The organism is Streptomyces sp. NPDC007162, from assembly GCF_040634175.1.
Taxonomy (GTDB): Bacteria; Actinomycetota; Actinomycetes; order Streptomycetales; family Streptomycetaceae; genus Streptomyces.
The window spans coordinates 1-15,766 of record NZ_JBEYFC010000183.1; the positions used below are offsets into that span (position 1 = coordinate 1).

At 70.0% G+C, this 15,766-nt stretch carries 19 protein-coding genes and 1 pseudogene; 1 reads left to right on the forward strand and 19 read right to left on the reverse strand.

Features of this window, described 5'->3' with window-relative positions:
* The 14 genes from ABZ646_RS22095 to ABZ646_RS22160 all read right to left on the reverse strand — a co-directional run.
* Positions 1 to 406, reverse strand: a 406-nt coding sequence (locus ABZ646_RS22095; protein WP_360521400.1) for an AMP-binding protein, incomplete at its 3' end; no start/stop codon positions are given.
* 138 nt (positions 407 to 544) lie between these two features.
* Positions 545 to 865, reverse strand: a complete 321-nt coding sequence (locus ABZ646_RS22100) for an EthD domain-containing protein (RefSeq protein WP_360521403.1) — start codon at positions 863 to 865, stop codon at positions 545 to 547.
* Positions 866 to 932: 67 nt separating this feature from the next.
* Complete coding sequence (locus ABZ646_RS22105) at positions 933 to 1,319, reverse strand: hypothetical protein (protein ID WP_360521406.1); 387 nt, start codon at positions 1,317 to 1,319, stop codon at positions 933 to 935.
* Between the two features lie 45 nt (positions 1,320 to 1,364).
* The gene (locus ABZ646_RS22110; RefSeq protein ID WP_360521409.1) at positions 1,365 to 1,724 is read right to left on the reverse strand and encodes a nuclear transport factor 2 family protein; all 360 of its coding nucleotides are present in this window, start codon (positions 1,722 to 1,724) and stop codon (positions 1,365 to 1,367) included.
* Positions 1,725 to 1,773: 49 nt separating this feature from the next.
* Positions 1,774 to 2,448, reverse strand: a complete 675-nt coding sequence (locus tag ABZ646_RS22115; protein WP_360521446.1) for an ABC transporter substrate-binding protein — start codon at positions 2,446 to 2,448, stop codon at positions 1,774 to 1,776.
* Positions 2,449 to 2,789: 341 nt separating this feature from the next.
* Positions 2,790 to 3,410, reverse strand: a complete 621-nt coding sequence (locus ABZ646_RS22120; RefSeq protein ID WP_360521412.1) for a TetR/AcrR family transcriptional regulator — start codon at positions 3,408 to 3,410, stop codon at positions 2,790 to 2,792.
* An 81-nt stretch (positions 3,411 to 3,491) separates the two neighbouring features.
* On the reverse strand, positions 3,492 to 4,640 hold the full coding sequence (locus ABZ646_RS22125; RefSeq protein WP_360521414.1) for an acetyl-CoA C-acetyltransferase: 1,149 nt from the start codon (positions 4,638 to 4,640) through the stop codon (positions 3,492 to 3,494).
* 36 nt (positions 4,641 to 4,676) lie between these two features.
* On the reverse strand, positions 4,677 to 5,453 hold the full coding sequence (locus tag ABZ646_RS22130; protein WP_360521449.1) for an enoyl-CoA hydratase-related protein: 777 nt from the start codon (positions 5,451 to 5,453) through the stop codon (positions 4,677 to 4,679).
* An 86-nt stretch (positions 5,454 to 5,539) separates the two neighbouring features.
* Complete coding sequence (locus ABZ646_RS22135; RefSeq protein WP_360521417.1) at positions 5,540 to 6,316, reverse strand: SDR family oxidoreductase; 777 nt, start codon at positions 6,314 to 6,316, stop codon at positions 5,540 to 5,542.
* The gene (locus ABZ646_RS22140) at positions 6,313 to 7,089 is read right to left on the reverse strand and encodes an SDR family oxidoreductase (protein ID WP_360521420.1); all 777 of its coding nucleotides are present in this window, start codon (positions 7,087 to 7,089) and stop codon (positions 6,313 to 6,315) included. The genes ABZ646_RS22135 and ABZ646_RS22140 overlap by 4 nt, the downstream gene beginning before the upstream one ends.
* Positions 7,086 to 8,342 (reverse strand): acyl-CoA dehydrogenase family protein, encoded by a 1,257-nt coding sequence (locus tag ABZ646_RS22145; protein WP_360521423.1) that lies wholly within the window; start codon positions 8,340 to 8,342, stop codon positions 7,086 to 7,088. The genes ABZ646_RS22140 and ABZ646_RS22145 overlap by 4 nt, the downstream gene beginning before the upstream one ends.
* Before the next feature lie 40 nt (positions 8,343 to 8,382).
* Positions 8,383 to 9,354, reverse strand: a complete 972-nt coding sequence (locus ABZ646_RS22150) for a phosphotransferase family protein (protein ID WP_360521425.1) — start codon at positions 9,352 to 9,354, stop codon at positions 8,383 to 8,385.
* Complete coding sequence (locus ABZ646_RS22155; protein WP_360521428.1) at positions 9,351 to 10,553, reverse strand: acyl-CoA dehydrogenase family protein; 1,203 nt, start codon at positions 10,551 to 10,553, stop codon at positions 9,351 to 9,353. The genes ABZ646_RS22150 and ABZ646_RS22155 overlap by 4 nt, the downstream gene beginning before the upstream one ends.
* A 28-nt stretch (positions 10,554 to 10,581) precedes the next feature.
* The gene (locus tag ABZ646_RS22160; RefSeq protein WP_360521431.1) at positions 10,582 to 11,727 is read right to left on the reverse strand and encodes a thiolase family protein; all 1,146 of its coding nucleotides are present in this window, start codon (positions 11,725 to 11,727) and stop codon (positions 10,582 to 10,584) included.
* Between the two features lie 167 nt (positions 11,728 to 11,894).
* Between ABZ646_RS22160 and ABZ646_RS22165 the strand changes: the two are divergent.
* A pseudogene (locus ABZ646_RS22165) lies at positions 11,895 to 12,124 on the forward strand (hypothetical protein); the annotation flags it as partial.
* Here the strand turns inward: ABZ646_RS22165 and ABZ646_RS22170 are convergent.
* From ABZ646_RS22170 to ABZ646_RS22190, 5 genes are all read right to left on the reverse strand, one after another.
* The gene (locus ABZ646_RS22170) at positions 12,057 to 12,437 is read right to left on the reverse strand and encodes an OB-fold domain-containing protein (RefSeq protein ID WP_360521434.1); all 381 of its coding nucleotides are present in this window, start codon (positions 12,435 to 12,437) and stop codon (positions 12,057 to 12,059) included. The pseudogene ABZ646_RS22165 and the gene ABZ646_RS22170 sit on opposite strands and share 68 nt — an antisense overlap.
* Positions 12,438 to 12,442: 5 nt before the next feature.
* Positions 12,443 to 13,231, reverse strand: coding sequence for an enoyl-CoA hydratase/isomerase family protein (locus tag ABZ646_RS22175; protein ID WP_360521437.1), 789 nt, complete (start codon positions 13,229 to 13,231; stop codon positions 12,443 to 12,445).
* Between the two features lie 110 nt (positions 13,232 to 13,341).
* On the reverse strand, positions 13,342 to 14,397 hold the full coding sequence (locus tag ABZ646_RS22180) for an alcohol dehydrogenase catalytic domain-containing protein (protein ID WP_360521440.1): 1,056 nt from the start codon (positions 14,395 to 14,397) through the stop codon (positions 13,342 to 13,344).
* Positions 14,398 to 14,557: 160 nt separating this feature from the next.
* Complete coding sequence (locus ABZ646_RS22185) at positions 14,558 to 15,154, reverse strand: hypothetical protein (RefSeq protein WP_360521452.1); 597 nt, start codon at positions 15,152 to 15,154, stop codon at positions 14,558 to 14,560.
* A 238-nt stretch (positions 15,155 to 15,392) separates the two neighbouring features.
* Positions 15,393 to 15,766: acyl-CoA dehydrogenase family protein (locus ABZ646_RS22190; protein WP_360521443.1), on the reverse strand; the 374-nt coding region annotated here is incomplete at its 5' end.

Sequence of the window (15,766 nt, forward strand, 5' to 3'; positions counted from 1 at the left end):
GTTGAGCACCGTGTCCACCGGGCCCGGCAGCAGGCTGAGCGACGAACACCCCGAGGTGGCCGTCGTCGTGCTCACCACGTTCGTCGCTCGCCGAGGCCTCGGCGACGACCGCGTCCGGACGGATGTCCTCGTAGGCCGCGGCGAACTCGGCCTGGGTGGTGTGCCGGTTGACCACCGCGAGGACCCCACCGCGTAGTCCCACGGCAACGGAGCCTGCGACGGTACGCCATGAGTTGTCGGCCTGGAGCATGGCGGTGCCGCCCAGGCCGCTGGGGAACATCGCTTCGGCGAGCCGGCCGGCCTCGGCAAGCAGCTCGCGCGCCGTATGACTGCCCTCGTCGTCGATGACGGCGACGAAGTCCGCCTGCTCTACCCTTCGTTGGAACTCCCGCACTACCTGTCGCATCCCGCTTCCTCGCTACGCTGGCCGAACTCCGTGGTGAACTCTGTGATGAACACGGTGGTGAAGTCTGTGATGAACGCTGTGGTGCATGCCCGACGCGTGCCGTGCTGACGTAACCGGTGGGCGCTCGGTCCTGCGGTCTCAGCCGCCGAAGAGTTGCACCTCGTGCCCCATCACCGCGATGCGGCGGCCCTTCATGTCCCCGACCTGTGCGATCGCGTCCGCCCACTCCTGGCTCGCGAGGGCCTTCTTCAGCTCCTGCGGGGAGTCGAAGCTGAGCACGGAGATCCCGTCCCAGCCCTCCGAGCGGAGCTCCAGGGCCTTGTCGATCTCGGTGTGCCGCCAGGCGCGAAGACCGGGCAGGCGATAGGTCAGTTCCGCATGGTCGCCGCGCCACCAGTCGATGAACTGCTCGTGCGTCCACTCCGGGGGCCTGGCGGCCAGCAGGACGAGGTTGTACATGACGGTCCTCCGTGGGTGTCCGGTCGAAGCGGAGCTTGCAGGTCCAGTTGCATCTGGCCCTGTGGGTTCAGGCGAATCGGATCTCGGACGACCGGCCGATCAGCAGGCGCTGCAGCCGTCCGTGGTCGTCCACCCGGCCCGCGGCGACGAAGCTCGCCTCGGGCACTCCCCCGCGTCGCACCTCGCCGAGGAAGAGCTCGTCCTGGCCGACGGTGGTCGCGGACAGGAGATGGTGGGTTCGGGTGCCCTTCTCGCGCTGTTCGAGATAGCCGACGAGGGCGGCACGGTCCCCGGCGAAGTCGGTCGCGTTGCCGTCGCCGGTGGAGAACAGGATGGAGAGGGTGAAGTCGTCGCTGATCAGGTCGAGGATCCGGCTCGGTTCGTCGCTGTCGAGGATGTCGAACCACGCGGTGAGAAAGGGGGCGGAGGCGGCGTCCGTGGATGTGTCGGTCATGTCGGCTCCCAGGAATCGGTGGGTGTCTGCCGGGGTGGGGCGCGGCTAGTCCGGCCGGTCGATGAGGTCGTAGGTGGTGCTGAAGTACGACTGGTAGCGGGCCATGCGCCCGTCGGGTGTGACGACGGCGGCCGACAGGAAGGAGCCGACGGTCTTCCCGGACTCGGTGACCACTCCGTAGACGGTCTCCAGATCGCCGTCGGAGCTGTGCCGGAGGATTTCGTGCCCCCTCTCGACGGCGTTGCGGCCGGCGATGTAGGCGGCGAAGTCGTCCCTGGACGTTCCCGTCGCCTCGCGGCCGGGCAGGGCGATCAGGAATCGGAAGTCCGGCACGAGGAGTTCGAGTGCCTGGCGGGGGTCGTCACTGTCCATACGTGCCATGTAGTCGTGGATTACGCCGGCCATGGGATTCCTCTCCATGCTGGGAATGGCTGGTTTCGGTCGCAGGCGCGAGTCAGTCACGGGTGCCGAGGTGGTGCTCTGCGGAGAAGTTCAGGACCGCTGCGACGCCGCTGTCGACCGCTCGCGCCTTCTTGTACGCGGCGGTCAGCGCCTGGGAGGTGATCGGGCCGTCGACGGTTATGGCGATCTCGACGAACGCCTTGGCCGCGGCCCGGCCCCACAGGGTGATGAAGTCGGCCGGCTGACCGCGCTCGCAACTCGCCGTCGCGGGGCGGAACTCGTTGATGGCCGGGTCGTCATCGTTGGGCGACTTCACCAGTCGCACCGCCTTGACGCCTTGGGCCGCCTTGCCCGCGAGGGTGAGAGTGGACTGTGACGCGACCGGAGCGTAGCCGTACACGGGTGTGGACAGCTCCTGCAGCTTGGCTACCTTCAGGTAGGGCGCGGCCTCGGCGGCGGCGAGGATCACCACGACGGCGTCGGGTTTCTCGGCCTTCGCCCTGCTGATCACCGGGCTGTGGTCGGTGGTCTGAAACTTGACCGACAGGGCCGGCCACCGCCCACTGCCCGAGCGCCGATGCCCGGTCCTCGTAGAGGGCCTGCATGCCGAACCGGCCGTCGCGGGCCGGCTGGTACCAGGACGCGTCTTTGCCCAAGCAAGCGTCGGCGCCGGCTCTCTCGGGAATGCCGAACGAGGCGAGGGCTCCCGTGAGCGGATACCACGCACCGATCCTGATGACGTCGTCCCGCACCGCGGGTCCTGGGTGCCGCAGGCGCTCGCCGCCAGGGCGAGCAGGGCGGTGGCTGCGGCGATGAGGGAGCGTGTCGTGCTTCGTCGCAAAGCCCCTCCCCAGATCAACCTGAGTTAAGTTCAGTTCAATTCAAGGTGGATTTTAATCCCGAGGAAACAGCCCTGGCAATGGCCCGTCACGTACTCGATCAACCTGACCACCCCGGATCACCCGCGACCACGACCGATCACCACGGGTCACTGCCGGAGAAAAACAGTGCGGCCCTCGGACGGGGTACCCGTCGGAGGGCCGCCATGTGCGGTAACCGCTCAGCGCATCAGGAGGCGACCATCCGGACGCAGGCGCCCTCGATCAGCTCGCTGACCTCCGCGAGCGGGGTCGGCCCTGACGGCCGGTACCACCGCCACACGCTGACGATCAGCCCGAGCACACCCGCACCGAGCAGCTGTGCGTCACGCAGCGGGAAGGAGCCCTGGGACATGCCCTTGACCAGCAAGTTCGTCCAGTCCCGTTCGACGACCTGGACCAGCTGGCGGGCCGCGACCCGCTCGTCCTCCTCGCGCTTGGACCTGCGCGAACCGGACAACAGATCCATGTGGTTCTGCAGGATGCGCATCTGCAGGACCTCCTGCGGAGACACGTCGTAGGCCGCGCGGACCGCGGCCCGCAGCGCCTCGACGGGGTCCGCGGCGTCCTTCGTCGCCTCCACGAACCGGTCGTGGGAACGCTGCAGTTCAAGCCGCATGATGGTGAGCAGGCAGTGGGTCTTCGACTCGAAGTAGTGGTACAGGGCCGTCTGCCCGATGCCGACGCGCTCCGCCACCGTCGACCACTTGGTGGCCTCGAAGCCGGTCTCACCGAAACAGTCCACCGCGGCCGTGAGAATGGCCGCGCGCTTGGACCGCGGCCCGGCCTCCGGTTCAACGATCCTCGTCATACTCCCTCTCCATGGCCGTCACCCACCGTGTCCGTACCCGAGAGTAAACCCAAGCTGAACTCAGTTACCAATCGGATCCGGTCAGAGGCGTTCGAGCACGGTCGCGTTGGCCATCCCGCCGCCCTCGCACATCGTCTGCAGACCGTAGCGCCCGCCGGTCCTGCGCAGCTGGTGGACGAGCGTGGTCATCAGGCGGGCGCCCGTAGCGCCGAGCGGGTGCCCGAGCGCGATCGCCCCGCCGAAGGCGTTGACCCGCTCCTGCGCGGCGCCGATCTCCTTCTGCCAGGCGAGGACGACGGAGGCGAAGGCCTCATTGATCTCGACCAGGTCGATGTCGTGGATGGACAGGCCCGCCTTGTCCAGGACCTTCTCAGTGGCCGGGATGGGGCCGGTCAGCATGTGGATCGGGTCGGAGCCGACCACCGCCATGGTGTGCACGCGGGCCAGGGGGGTCAGACCGTGGCGGCGGACCGCGTCCTCGGAGGCAACGAGCAGGGCGGCGGCGCCGTCGGAGATCTGGCTGGCGACGGCGGCCGTCAGCCGCCCGCCCTCAGTGAGGGTCTTCAGTCCCGCCATCTTCTCGAGCGTGGTGTCGGCGCGCGCGCCCTCGTCGGCAGCGAGTCCGAAGGCCGGGGTGATCTCGTCGTCGAAGGCTCCGCCGGCCTGCGCAGCAAGGGCCCGCTCGTGGCTGGTGAGCGCGAACCGCTCCATGTCCTGGCGGGAGATGCCCCACTTCTCGGCGATCAGCTCGGCCCCACGGAACTGCGAGACCTCCTGGTCCCCGAAGTGTTCGCGCCAGCGGTCCCCACCGAAGGGACTGCCCATGCCCGCCTGTTCGCCGACGGTCATGGGGCTGGCCATCGGCACCAGGCTCATCACCTCCACCCCGCCCGCGACCACCAGGTCTGCCGCACCGGAGCCGACGGCCTGGGCGGCGAAGTGCACGGCCTGCTGGGAGGAGCCGCACTGACGGTCGACGGTGGTTCCGGGTACGTGCTGGGGCAGCCCCGCCGACAGCCAGGCGGTGCGGGCGATGTTTCCGGTCTGGGCCCCGATCTGGCTGACACAGCCGAAATACACGTCGTCGACCGCACCCGGGTCGGCTCCCGTACGTTCCAGCAGGGCACGGAGCACATGGGCGCCGAGATCGGCCGGGTGCACGCCGCTGAGCGTTCCCTTGCGGCGGCCGACCGGGGTACGGACGGCCCCGACGATGAATGCTTGCGACACGGTGGGCTCCCTTGGTTCGGAGGACGAGGTGAGTGATCAGGACCGGGACGGGATGCGCGTGAAGTCGGGCGCCCTCTTGTCGAGGAACGCCGCGACGCCCTCGCGGCCCTCGTCCGAGGCGGCCGCGGCGGCAAGCGCACTGGCCTCATCGTCGAGATGCCGGGGAAGATCCGCCGTCTGACCGGAGGCAACAAGGCGGCGGGTGGCGCCGAAGGCGCAGGTGGGGCCGCGGCGCAGGGCCTCGGCGGTCCGCTCGGCCTCGGCGGCCAGTTCACCGGACGGGACGACACGGCTCACCAGACCGATCGTGGCGGCTTCCGCCGCCGGTACACGGCGGTTCGTCAGCAACATCTCCACTGCCCGCTTGGGCCCGATGAGGCGGGGCAGCTGCCAGCTCACGCCGGCGTCCGGCGAGTAGCCGATACCGGTGTACGCGGCGGTGAACGAGACGTCGTCCGCCGCGAGTGTCACGTCGGCGGCCGAGGCGAGGCCGATGCCCGCGCCGGCGACGGCTCCCTGGACGGCGGCCACCATGGGCGCATCGATCGAGGCGAACGTGCGCAGGGCGTCGTGCAGCGCGTCGGTCACCGCAACGAGGTGTTTCTCCAGTGCCTCACCGGAGAGCCGGGAGAACTCCCTGAGGTCCCCGCCGACGCAGAAGGACATCCCCTCACCGGTGAGCAGCACGGCCCGTACGGCCGCACGTTCGCAGGCCCGTGCCGCGTCGAGCAGCCCGCGCGCCGTCGCGAGGTCGATGGCGTTGCCCGCCTGTCCCCGGCGCAGCGTGACGCGGGCGAGGCCGTCGTCCTGGATCTCGACACCGACGCTCGCCGCGCGATCCGCTGCATCCGGACTGGCATCCGCCGTCGCGCGGTCCCCCGCGCCCGGTCCGGCGCCCGTCACCGCGCGGTCCATCCGCCGTCGACGGTCAGGACCTGTCCGGTGCAGTACGAGGACGCGTCCGAGGCCAGGAACAGCAGCGCGCCATCGAGTTCATGACCGTCGCCGCCGCGGCGCAGCAGGGTGTTGCGTTCGACCCAGCGGCTGGAGCGCTCGTCGCCGAAGAGGTCCTCGGTCATCTCGGTGCGGAACCAGCCCGGGGCGAGCGCGTTGACGCGTGTCCCGCTACGGCCCCACTGTCCGGCCAGCTCACGGGTGAGGCCGATGAGGCCGGCCTTGGACGCGGAGTAGCTCGCGCCGCCGAGGGGTGCGGCCGAGACCAGGCCGAGGATGGAGGAGACGTTGATGATGCTTCTGCCGCCGCTCGCCGGGGCCGGGGTCTCGGCTGTCAGCCGGGCCAGATGGAAAGGCGCGGTGAGGTTGACTCCGAGGACGTCGGTGAAGGCATCCGGGGACTCGTCCTCGGCACGGGTCTCGCCCGAGATCGCGGCGTTGTTGACGAGGATGTCGATGCGGTCGGTGGTGGTCAGCGCCGTCTCGATGAGCCTCGTACGGTCGGCCTCCAGCGCGACGTCGCAAGCGACCGGGTGGATGCGCACGTCGCAGTCGGCGAGTTCCTTCAGCCGGTCGACGCGGCGGGCGGCGGCGAACACGGTGGCGCCGGCCTGCGCGAGGACGCTCGCGAAACGGGCACCGAGCCCCGCGGACGCACCGGTGACGATGGCGGTCCTGCCCTCCAGCGAGAACAGTTCACCGGCGGGTCGCGGTGCGTTCACTCGTCCACTCCGATCGGCAGGGCGGTCGCGCCACCGTCGAGCACCAGGGTCTGGCCGGTCATCCAGGAGGAGGCGTCGGAGGCGAGGAACAGTGCCGCGTTCGCCACGTCCTGCACTGTGCCCAGGCGCCGCATCGGCAGTTTGGCGGTGAGGATGGGCTCGCGGACCTCCCACACCGCACGGGCCAGTTCGGTCTTGATCAGGCCGGGGGCGATGGCGTTGACCCGTGCTCGCGGCCCGAGTTCGTAGGCGAGCTGGCGGGTCATATGGAGCATGGCCGCCTTGGTGGCGTTGTAGTAGCCGATGTGCGGGTCGACGATCAGTCCGCCGACGGAGGCGATGTTGACGACCGCTCCCCCGTGCTCGGCCATCCAGGCGCGCCAGGCGCAGCGGGTCCAGGCGATCATCCCGTACTGGTTGACCCGTACCGTCTTCTCCGCGCGCGGCAGATCAAGGTCGAGCAGGTCGCCGTGGTACGGGTTGGTCGCCGCGTTGTTGACGAGGATGTCGACGCGGCCGAAGCGGGTCATGGTCTCGTCGACGCAGGCCTCTGCCTGGTCGGGTTCGCCGGCGTTGGCCACCACGGTGTGGAGGTCGCCGTCGCCCTTGACGCGCAGCAGTTCCTCGCGTGCCTCGGCCAGTCCGGCCGCCTTCCGTGCCGCTATGACCACGTGCGCGCCGGCCGCCCGGTAGGCGGTGGCGATGCCGAGGCCGATGCCGCGGGATCCGCCGGTGATGACGGCCACCTTGCCGTCAAGGGTGTTGGCGTTCACGCTGCCGCTGCCTTCGTGTCGGCCGTCTGCCGTTCGGCCTTCGGATCGGTTTTCCTGTACCGGGCGAGCTCCTGGCGGGCGACCGTGCGCAGGTGCACCTCGTCGGGCCCGTCGGCGATCTTCAGTGCCCGGGTGATGGAGAACAGCCGGGCCAGTACGGTGTCGTCGCTGACTCCCGCCGCGCCGTGTGCCTGGACCGCGCGGTCGACCACCTTGTGGGCGACCTCCAGCGCTGCCACCTTGATCGCGGCGACCTCCATGCGGGCGGCGGCGTTGCCGACGGTGTCCATCAGCCAGGCCGACTTCAGCACCAGAAGCCGTAGTTGTTCGATCTCGATACGGCTGCGGGCGATCCACTCGCGCACCACGCCGCGATCGGCGAGGGGACCGCCGAAGGCGACACGCTCGGTGGCGCGTTCGCACATCAGCTGCAGGGCGCGTTCGGCGAAACCCACGGCGCGCATCGCGTAGTGCATGCGTCCGGGGCCGAGCCGCCCCTGGGCGATCGCGAATCCGTCCCCCTCACCACCGAGGATGTTCTCCATGGGTACGCGGACGTTCTCGAAGAGCACCTCGCCGTGGCCGCACCGGTCGGTGTAGCCGAACATCGGCAGGTCGCGCACGACGCTGACGCCCGGTGTGGCGCGGGGAATGAGCAGCATGCTCTGCTGGCGGTAGGTGGGCGCGTCCGGGTCGGTCTTGCCCATCAGAATGATCAGCTTGCAGTCAGGGTCGAGGATCCCGGAGGTGTACCACTTGCGGCCGTTGACGACATAGCTGTCACCGTCGCGGGTGATGCGGGTGCGGATGTTGCGGGCGTCGGAGCTGGCGACCTCGGGCTCGGTCATCGCGAAGCAGGACCGGATCGCGGCCTCCAACAGGGGTCGCAGCCAGCGCTCCTGCTGTGCGGGGGTGCCGTACAGCGCGAGCAGTTCCATGTTGCCGGTGTCGGGCGCCGAGCAGTTGAACACCTCGGGGCCGATGATGGAGCGGCCCGCCAGCTCCATGAGGGGTGCGTATTCGAGGTTGGTGAGTCCCGCGCCCCAGTCGCCGTGCGCCATGAAGAGGTTCCACAGGCCCTCGGCGCGCGCTTTCTCCTTCAGCTCGGCCATCACTGGCGGCAGCGCGTGCGGGTCGTCCGCCTCGGCCAGCTGCCGGTCGTAGACAGCCTCCGCGGGGAAGACGTGCTGTTCCATGAACGACCGCATACGGTCCTGGAGTTCACTCGCCCGGGGCGAGAATCCGAAATCCACTGGTTGCTCCTCATGCTGGGGTGTGCGTGGCGGGTCCGGGTCAGCCGAGGATGTCGCGCGCCGTGCGGATCATCGCGGCGATGGTGGGCGGCAGTCGCTCCTGATCCGGATCGTGGTGCTTGCCCTCGCGGTGCCGGCGCAGGTTGTGGCCCATGATCGCGGCCATCTTCATGCGGCCCAGAGCGCGGAACCAGTCCATCGCGGGCAGCGCGGGGCCGCCGCCGTAGGCGTCGAGGAGTTCGGCCTCGGTGGGCAGACCGGGCACGGCGCGGCCCAGCTGCGGGAAGTTGCGGTGGTCGGCGAAGAGGAGGAACCAGCCCAGGTCGATGCGTGGGTCGCCGACGCTCCAGATCTCCCAGTCGACGACCGCCACCGCGCGCTCGCCGACGCACAGCACGTTCCCGAGCCGGAAGTCGCCGTGCAGCAGCACCGGCGGGAGGCCGTCAGGCACGTCGTCGGCGAGGCGCTTGAGCAACTCCTCGCCTCCCGGTCGCAGTTCGGACGGTACGGCGTGCAGGGTGCGGCTCCACCGTGCCAGCTCGCCGGCGGCGTCGAGTGGTTCGGGCGCGTCGAGACCGGGTGTGTCCACATCGGTCTCGTGCAGCCGCCGCAGCACGGAGGCGATCTGCAGCATGCGTGCCCGGGCCGTCGCAGCGGGTACCTCGGGCTCGTCGAGAACGGGCTCGATGGCCTCACCGACGGCGAAGTCCATCGCGAACCAGGCCGGTTGGGACTCGTCGACTGCGGCGACGCCCGGCACCGGCACCGCGGTTCCGGCCAGGGCGCCCAGGACCCGTGCCTGGCGCAGGACGTCGTTGCGCCCGACGGGCCGCTGCCCGGGAGGCACCGCCTTGATGACGTACGCCGCCTCGCCCGCGCCAACCGAATACGTCAGCCCCGAGTGGCCGCCGGGCAGGGCCCTCAACTCCCCCACGGGCACCCCCGGATGGCGGCGGGCGAGAGTATCACGGACCCGTGCGGCCAGCTCCGACACCTCCGTGGCCGTGCTCATCGGACGGGCTCCTTGGGCAGGCCGAGCACACGCTCGGCGAGGATGTTGTGCTGGATCTCGTCGGTACCGCCCGCGATGCTGTAACCGGGCGCGCCGAGCAGGTGCTCCGTCCAGGCGTACGTGCCCCATTCCCCCGTATCGGCGACGAGGCGCGGCCCGAGCAGCTCGGACACCAGGTCGCTGGTGCGGCGCATGGTCTCGGTGGCGTACAGCTTGCCGACCGAGGCCTCGGCTCCGGGTTCGCGTCCGGCGACGAGGGCGCCGGTCACCCGCAGTCCGATGAGCCTCTGCACGAGGGCGCGCAGGTAGAGGTCGGCGGCCTGCCGCTGTTCGCCGCCGGTGAGCGGGCGGGGCAGGTTCCTGGCCAGGTCCAGGGCACGGTCGGCGTTGTCGAGGCCCAGGTTTCCGGAGTCGAGCCGTTCGGCGGCCAGCACACTCAGCGTGACCCGCCAGCCCTCGCCGACCGGTCCCAGCCGGTCGGTGTCGGGCACGATCACGTCGTCGAGGTAGACCTCGTTGAAGCTGGCCCCGCCGGTCATCTGCTGGATGGGCTGTACGGTCACGCCCGGCGCGTCCATGCGCACCAGGAAGACGGTGATGCCGGCGTGCTTGCGTACGTCCGGGTCGGTGCGGCACACCGCGACCCCCCAGGTCGCGACCCGGGCCCCGGACGTCCACACCTTGTGGCCCCGCAGCACCCAGTGGTCACCTTCACGCACCGCCTTCGTCCGCACCGCGGCGAGGTCGGATCCCGCCTCGGTCTCGGAGAAGAGCTGGCAGGCCAGCTCGTCCGTGCGCAGCATGGGCCGCAGCCAGCGCCCCTTCTGCTCGTCGGTGCCCCAGATGCCGATCGCGGGGGCGACGAGCTGCCGGGTCACGGGGAAGATCTCGGTGCGGTGCGGCACGTCGAAGGCCGCTTCTTCGGCGCGGTAGAGCTGCTCGTAGTACGCGGGCAGTTCGCGGCCTCCGTACGCGGTCCCCCAGTTGAGGGCGCCCCAGCCCTGGTCGTACCGGGTGCGTTCCCATTCCTTGGTGCGGGCGGTGTGCTCGCGTTCCTGCTGCTCCGTCCAGTTCTCGAACACGGCGACGGAGTCGGAGCCGCTGCCCCATGCCCCGTCGGCGGTGCGCGGGCGGGCGACCGTCGTGAGCCACTGCCGGGCCTGGGCGCGGAACTCGTCGGGGTCCGGGATACCGCTCATGTCCTTCCTCTCCTTCCTCCGTCGCGGATCAGCGGGACAGCACCGTGCAGGCGCTCACACCCGGGGCGCCGTACACATGGGTGAAGCCGACCCTCGGCTCGCCCGGGACCTGATGTTCGCCGGCCCGGCCGCGCAGTTGCTGGACGACCTCGTAGACCTGGCGCAGTCCCGATGCGCCGATGGGTTCGCCGTTGGCGATGCAGCCGCCGTCGGTGTTGACGGGCAGGGTGCCGCCGATCTCGGTGGCGCCCGAGGCGATCAGCCGCTCCTGTTCGCCGTTCTCGCAGAACCCGCACTCGGCCATGTGCATGATCTCGGCGCCGCTCTCGGTGTCCTGGAGTTGGCACACGTCCACGTCCCCGGGACCGAGCCCCGCCTCCTCGAAGGCGGCGGCGGAAGCGTCGCGGCTGACGCTGGTGAGCTCGCCCCCGGGGATCCACGGGCTGAACACCTCGAACGAGCCGAAGCGGCGGGTGCGTACGGCCGCCGAGCGCAGGGTGACCGACGGGCCCTCCAGGGTGCGGGCGACCTCGGGCGAGCAGAGGACGAGCGCGGCGGCGCCCGCTCCCGGCGAGCAGAACATGAAGCGGGTCAGCGGATCGCTGACCATGCCGGAATCGAGGATCTCCTCGGCGGACACCGGCTTGCGCCGCCATGCCTCGGGGGTCAGCCCTCCGTTGCGGTACGCCTTCTCGGCGACCAGGGCGAGGGTCCTCGGCGTGATTCCGTAGTCGTACATGTAGCGCTGGATCTTCATGCCGAAGAACTGGGTGGTCACCATCAGTCCGTCGCTGCCGTACTGGGTGCCCAGTCCCCAGTCCTCGGGGCGTGGGTCGAAGGCGCCGCGCGGGTGTTTGTCGAAGCCGACGGCGAGCACGACGTCCGCCATGCCGGAACGGATCGCGTTCACAGCGCAGACCAGGGCGCTGCCGCCGGTCGCGCAGCCGTTCTTGACGTTGACGAACGGCAGCCCGGTGAGGCCGAGTTGAGCCACCAGGGTGTCGGCGAGCCCGGCGCTGTCGCTGCCGCCGAACGCCGCTTTCACCCGCGACCACTCGATACCGGCATCCGCGAGAGCGGTGTTCACCGCGCCGACGGCCAGTTGGCGACCGCTGGCCTCCGTACGGCCGAACGGGGTGCGACCGGCACCGCAGATCAGGACGTCGGCGTTCATCGGGATTCCTCCGTGGATACCCCGGCCTTCAGGCCGGGGAGGAAACGGATTCCTGTGGAGCAGGGCAGGGAAAGCCGAATCGCCACCAGGACGATTCCGTGTCCGCCGACCGTCGGCCGACACGTTTGACGCACACAGAAACTGACAGAGTGTGAGGCCTGACGCAGCTGAACGCGGCACGCAACATCCTGGCCGCCGGGCCGGCGGCGTCTGCCTGTGGAGACGGTGTAAGACCTCAACGGGAGCCTCCCGGACGGGGCAGTCGTCGGTGAAGCAGGAAGCCCAGCGGGCGACCGCTGCAATCCCCCACCTTCAGGCGGGGGAGATGGTCAAGAACTCCCCTTGTGGCCGGTGGTGGGGCGGGCTCGCGGAACCCCTTCACCCGCGGTCACCGTGAGGGACATGCCGATGCGGACCTCCTCGAAGTCGTCGACATCGAGGACGGCGGCCACCCGTACGCCGTCCGGCAGTTCGACATAGCCGAGCGCAAACGGTACGAAGCCGCCCGGCGGGGCCTGGTACGGCGGTGACTTGGGTGCGTAGCGCTGCACCGTCCAGGTCCACAGGGTGCCCGCGCCGGACAGGGCCGCCGGGTCGGCCGGCCCTCCGCAGCGCGGACACGCGTCGTCCGCGGGGTAGACCGACACCGAGCAGCCGCAGCAGCGTGAGCCCTGGAGTGCGATCGCCGGACTGCGCGGATCCGTGGTCATGGGGATCAGCGCCCCTGCCACTTCGGCTCGCGCTTCTCCAGGAACGCCGAGACACCCTCGTTGGCGTCCTCGGAGTTGAGCGCCACGCCCACGGCGAGGTGCTCCATCACCATCAGCGACTGGGTATCGGCGTCCAGGCTGCGGTCGATGGTCATCTTGGTGAGCCACATCGTGAACGGGCTCTTGTCGACGAGGTCCCCGATGAAGTCCTCGACCGTCTCGTCCAGCTTGTCGGCCGGGGCGGACTTGTTGATCAGGCCGAAGTCGGCGGCCTCGATGCCGGACAGGAGCTTGCCGGTGAGCATCAGCTCCTTGGTCTTGCGGATGCCGATCATGCGCGGCACCCGGTAGATCGGACCGGCCCCGCCGAACAGTGCGCGGCGGATGTGGAAGTCGCCGATCTTGGCGTCGTCCACGGCGATCGCGAAGTCGCAGGAGATCATGATCTCGAAGCCGCCTGCGGTGACGTAGCCCTCCAGGACCGCGACGGAGGGGGTCTTCATCGAGTAGAGACGATCGCACACCTTCGCGGACTTCACCGCGACCTCGATGGCGGTCGACTTGCCGACGAAGTCCGCCTTCAGGCTGTCGAGGTCGAAACCCGAGCAGAACGTGCCCCCACGACCGCGGAACACCAGGACCCGCAGCTCGGGGTCCTCGTCGACCTCGGTGATGATCTCGTCGAGCCGGTCCAGGATCGGCACCGTGACGCAGTTCTTCTTCCACGGTCGGTTCAACCAGACGCGGGCGACATGTCCGTCACGCTCGAACTGGATTTCGTCTTCCACTGCCATCTCAGATCCTCCAAACTGAACTGAATTCACTACGAGTCTGCGGAGGTGTTGATCCACTGTCAACCCCCTGGTCGAGATTGCCCCGGAGGGCGTCCGACGGACGACCCGGCTCAGCCCTCGCTGCCGTCCGGAATGTCCACGAGGACCTTGAGCCGTCGCCCGTCCCGGACGTCGTGCAGTCCGGCGAGGGTGTCCTGGAGGGGGATGTGGTCGAGCCAGCCGTCCGTCGGGTAGTGACCGCTCGCCATGTGCTCGATGACCCTCTCGAAGACCCCGTCCGGGTAGGCCTCGCAGCCGAGCAGGGCGAGTTCGGCCAGACGCACCACGGACGCGTCGATGGCCACCGGGCCGGAGTACAGGGCCACCATCACCACCGGCGCCTGGGCGGCCAGCGAGCGGATCGCGGCGTTCAGCGCATCGGTCCGGCCCGAGCATTCGACGGCGGCGTCCACGCCACGGCCCGCAGTGAAGGCCAGCACCTCCTCCGCCACGTCGACCACGCCGGGGTCGAGCACCCGGGCCCCGTGCCGTTCGGCCGCCGCACGGCGTGACGGCGAGGGCTCCACCATCAACACGTCTTCGACACCGTGCGCCTTGAACGCGAACAACACACCCATCCCGACCGCGCCCGCGCCCGTCACCAGTGCACTGCCACCACGGGGCACACGGGCCCGCTCCACCGCGTTCAGGGCCACCGCCATCGGCTCCACCAGGGCGCCCTGCTCCAGCGGGACACCGTCGGGCAGCCGGTGCACCGAGCCGGCCGGCACGACCACGTACTGGGCGAGGCCGCCGCCCGGAGCGGTCACACCGATCGCCGCCAGGGCCGCGCACAGGTGGGACAGCCCCGACGTGCAGCGCGGACACACCCCGCAGGTGCGGATCGGCCGTACGCAGACCCGGGCGCCGGGCGCGACCCGGTCGACCCCTTCCCCGCAGGTCACCACGGTCCCGGCGAACTCGTGCCCCAGGGTCTGCGGGAGGGTGGCGCCGGTGAGCGGGTTGGGCACGTGCGTGGCCCGCGGCCTCTCGAAGTACTCGTGCACATCGGTGCCGCAGATTCCCGCGTACGCCACGCGGATCTTCACCTCACCCGGTCCCGGATCGGGCTCGGACATCTCCTCGATCCGCAGATCCTTGGCTCCGTACAGCCTGGCGGCCAGCACGCTTCCTCCTCGGTGTCGGTCCCGTACGGCACCCCTGAGGTTTCTACCGAACTGAACTGACTTCAATGGAATGCTTGATACCCTCACCTACTTCGGTTCAGAAGGGAAGGGCTCAACAAGAGCGGCCGTGGATTCTCCGTGTACGAGGCCTGAACACACGTCATCCCTGTGCGTGCGACGTCGTCTCCGAGCACGATCCGGTGGGCTCGAAGGTCCGGCAGCCCTCGTTGCAGCCCGTGCAGGGGCGTACGGAGCGCTCGTCGCCCGCGATCACCTTGCGGACGAAGTCCGGGTCCGCCATGAAGGGCCGTGCCATGCCCACCAGGTCGGCCCCCGAGCGCAGCGCCCGCTCGATGTCGGCCACCGACCGGAACCCCTGGCTGATCAGCAGGGCGACACGGTCGCCGTACTCGCCGTCGCGGGTGTTGTTGACGCGGGAGAGGAACTGGGCGAGCAGGTAGCCGTGGCCCGCGTGCAGTTCGACCCCGTGAAAGCCGGCCTGCACACTGTTCGCCGCCGAGACGCGGAAGGCGTCGACGACTCGGCGCACTTCCTCCGTGCTCAGCGGGTGCGGCGCGGTCGCCTCACGGGGCGACCGGACGACGGCAGCGGAGACCGGGGGGTAGTAGGTGCCCGCGCCGAGGGTCTCGCGGCCGAGGTGGACGAGGTGTGCGACGGCGACGGCGCCGCCTTCGGTGATGGCCTCGGCCCGGCGGCGTACGGCGTCCTTGATCTCGGGGCGCCATGCCTCGGTCAGTTAGCGCTGTGGCAGGGTCGACTCGGGAGCCACGGCGGTGCCTCCGGTGACCACCATCCCGGCGCCGCCCTTCGCCAGTCGGCGCCAATAGGCCGCGTCGGTGTCGGTGGGGGCGCCGCCGGCGGCGGTGGCGTGGGCGGTGGCGACCAGGCGGTTGCGGAGGGTGAGGTCACCGAGGGGGGAGCGGCGTCGCGAGGGTGAGGTCGGTGCTTGGCGTCATGGGGCTGTCCGTGCCTGCTCAGGCTGCGGGTCGAATGGTGAGGCCGACGAGTTCGGCGAGCCGGGTGCGGTGTCGGTCCGCGGTGCCGAACAGCACCTCGCTGCTGCGTGCCCTACGCACGTACAGGTGTGCCGGGTGCTCCCAGGTGAAGCCGATCCCGCCGTGCAGCTGGACGTACTCGGCCGTGGCCAGTCGGTAGGTCTCGGAGCAGACCGTGGCGGCGGCGCTCGCGGCCACCGACAGTTGCGACGACGCGAGGGACACGCAGGCGGTCGCATACGCGGATGCCGAGCGTGCTGCCTCGAGAGCGACCAGCACGCACATCGTGCCCCTCCAGGCCGAAGCGCCAGTCGATCCGGTGTCCTGGGTCGGGCCGAGGTGGGTGGAGAGCA

Excerpts from the sequence above, each read along its gene's own strand:
- ABZ646_RS22100 (WP_360521403.1), bottom strand. The coding sequence starts at position 865 with ATGTACAACCTCGTCCTGCTGGCCGCCAGGCCCCCGGAGTGGACGCAC.
- ABZ646_RS22105 (WP_360521406.1), bottom strand. The coding sequence starts at position 1,319 with ATGACCGACACATCCACGGACGCCGCCTCCGCCCCCTTTCTCACCGCG.
- ABZ646_RS22110 (WP_360521409.1), bottom strand. The coding sequence starts at position 1,724 with ATGGCCGGCGTAATCCACGACTACATGGCACGTATGGACAGTGACGAC.
- ABZ646_RS22120 (WP_360521412.1), bottom strand. The coding sequence starts at position 3,410 with ATGACGAGGATCGTTGAACCGGAGGCCGGGCCGCGGTCCAAGCGCGCG.
- ABZ646_RS22150 (WP_360521425.1), bottom strand. The coding sequence starts at position 9,354 with ATGAGCACGGCCACGGAGGTGTCGGAGCTGGCCGCACGGGTCCGTGAT.
- ABZ646_RS22155 (WP_360521428.1), bottom strand. The coding sequence starts at position 10,553 with ATGAGCGGTATCCCGGACCCCGACGAGTTCCGCGCCCAGGCCCGGCAG.
- ABZ646_RS22160 (WP_360521431.1), bottom strand. The coding sequence starts at position 11,727 with ATGAACGCCGACGTCCTGATCTGCGGTGCCGGTCGCACCCCGTTCGGC.
- ABZ646_RS22170 (WP_360521434.1), bottom strand. The coding sequence starts at position 12,437 with ATGACCACGGATCCGCGCAGTCCGGCGATCGCACTCCAGGGCTCACGC.
- ABZ646_RS22175 (WP_360521437.1), bottom strand. The coding sequence starts at position 13,231 with ATGGCAGTGGAAGACGAAATCCAGTTCGAGCGTGACGGACATGTCGCC.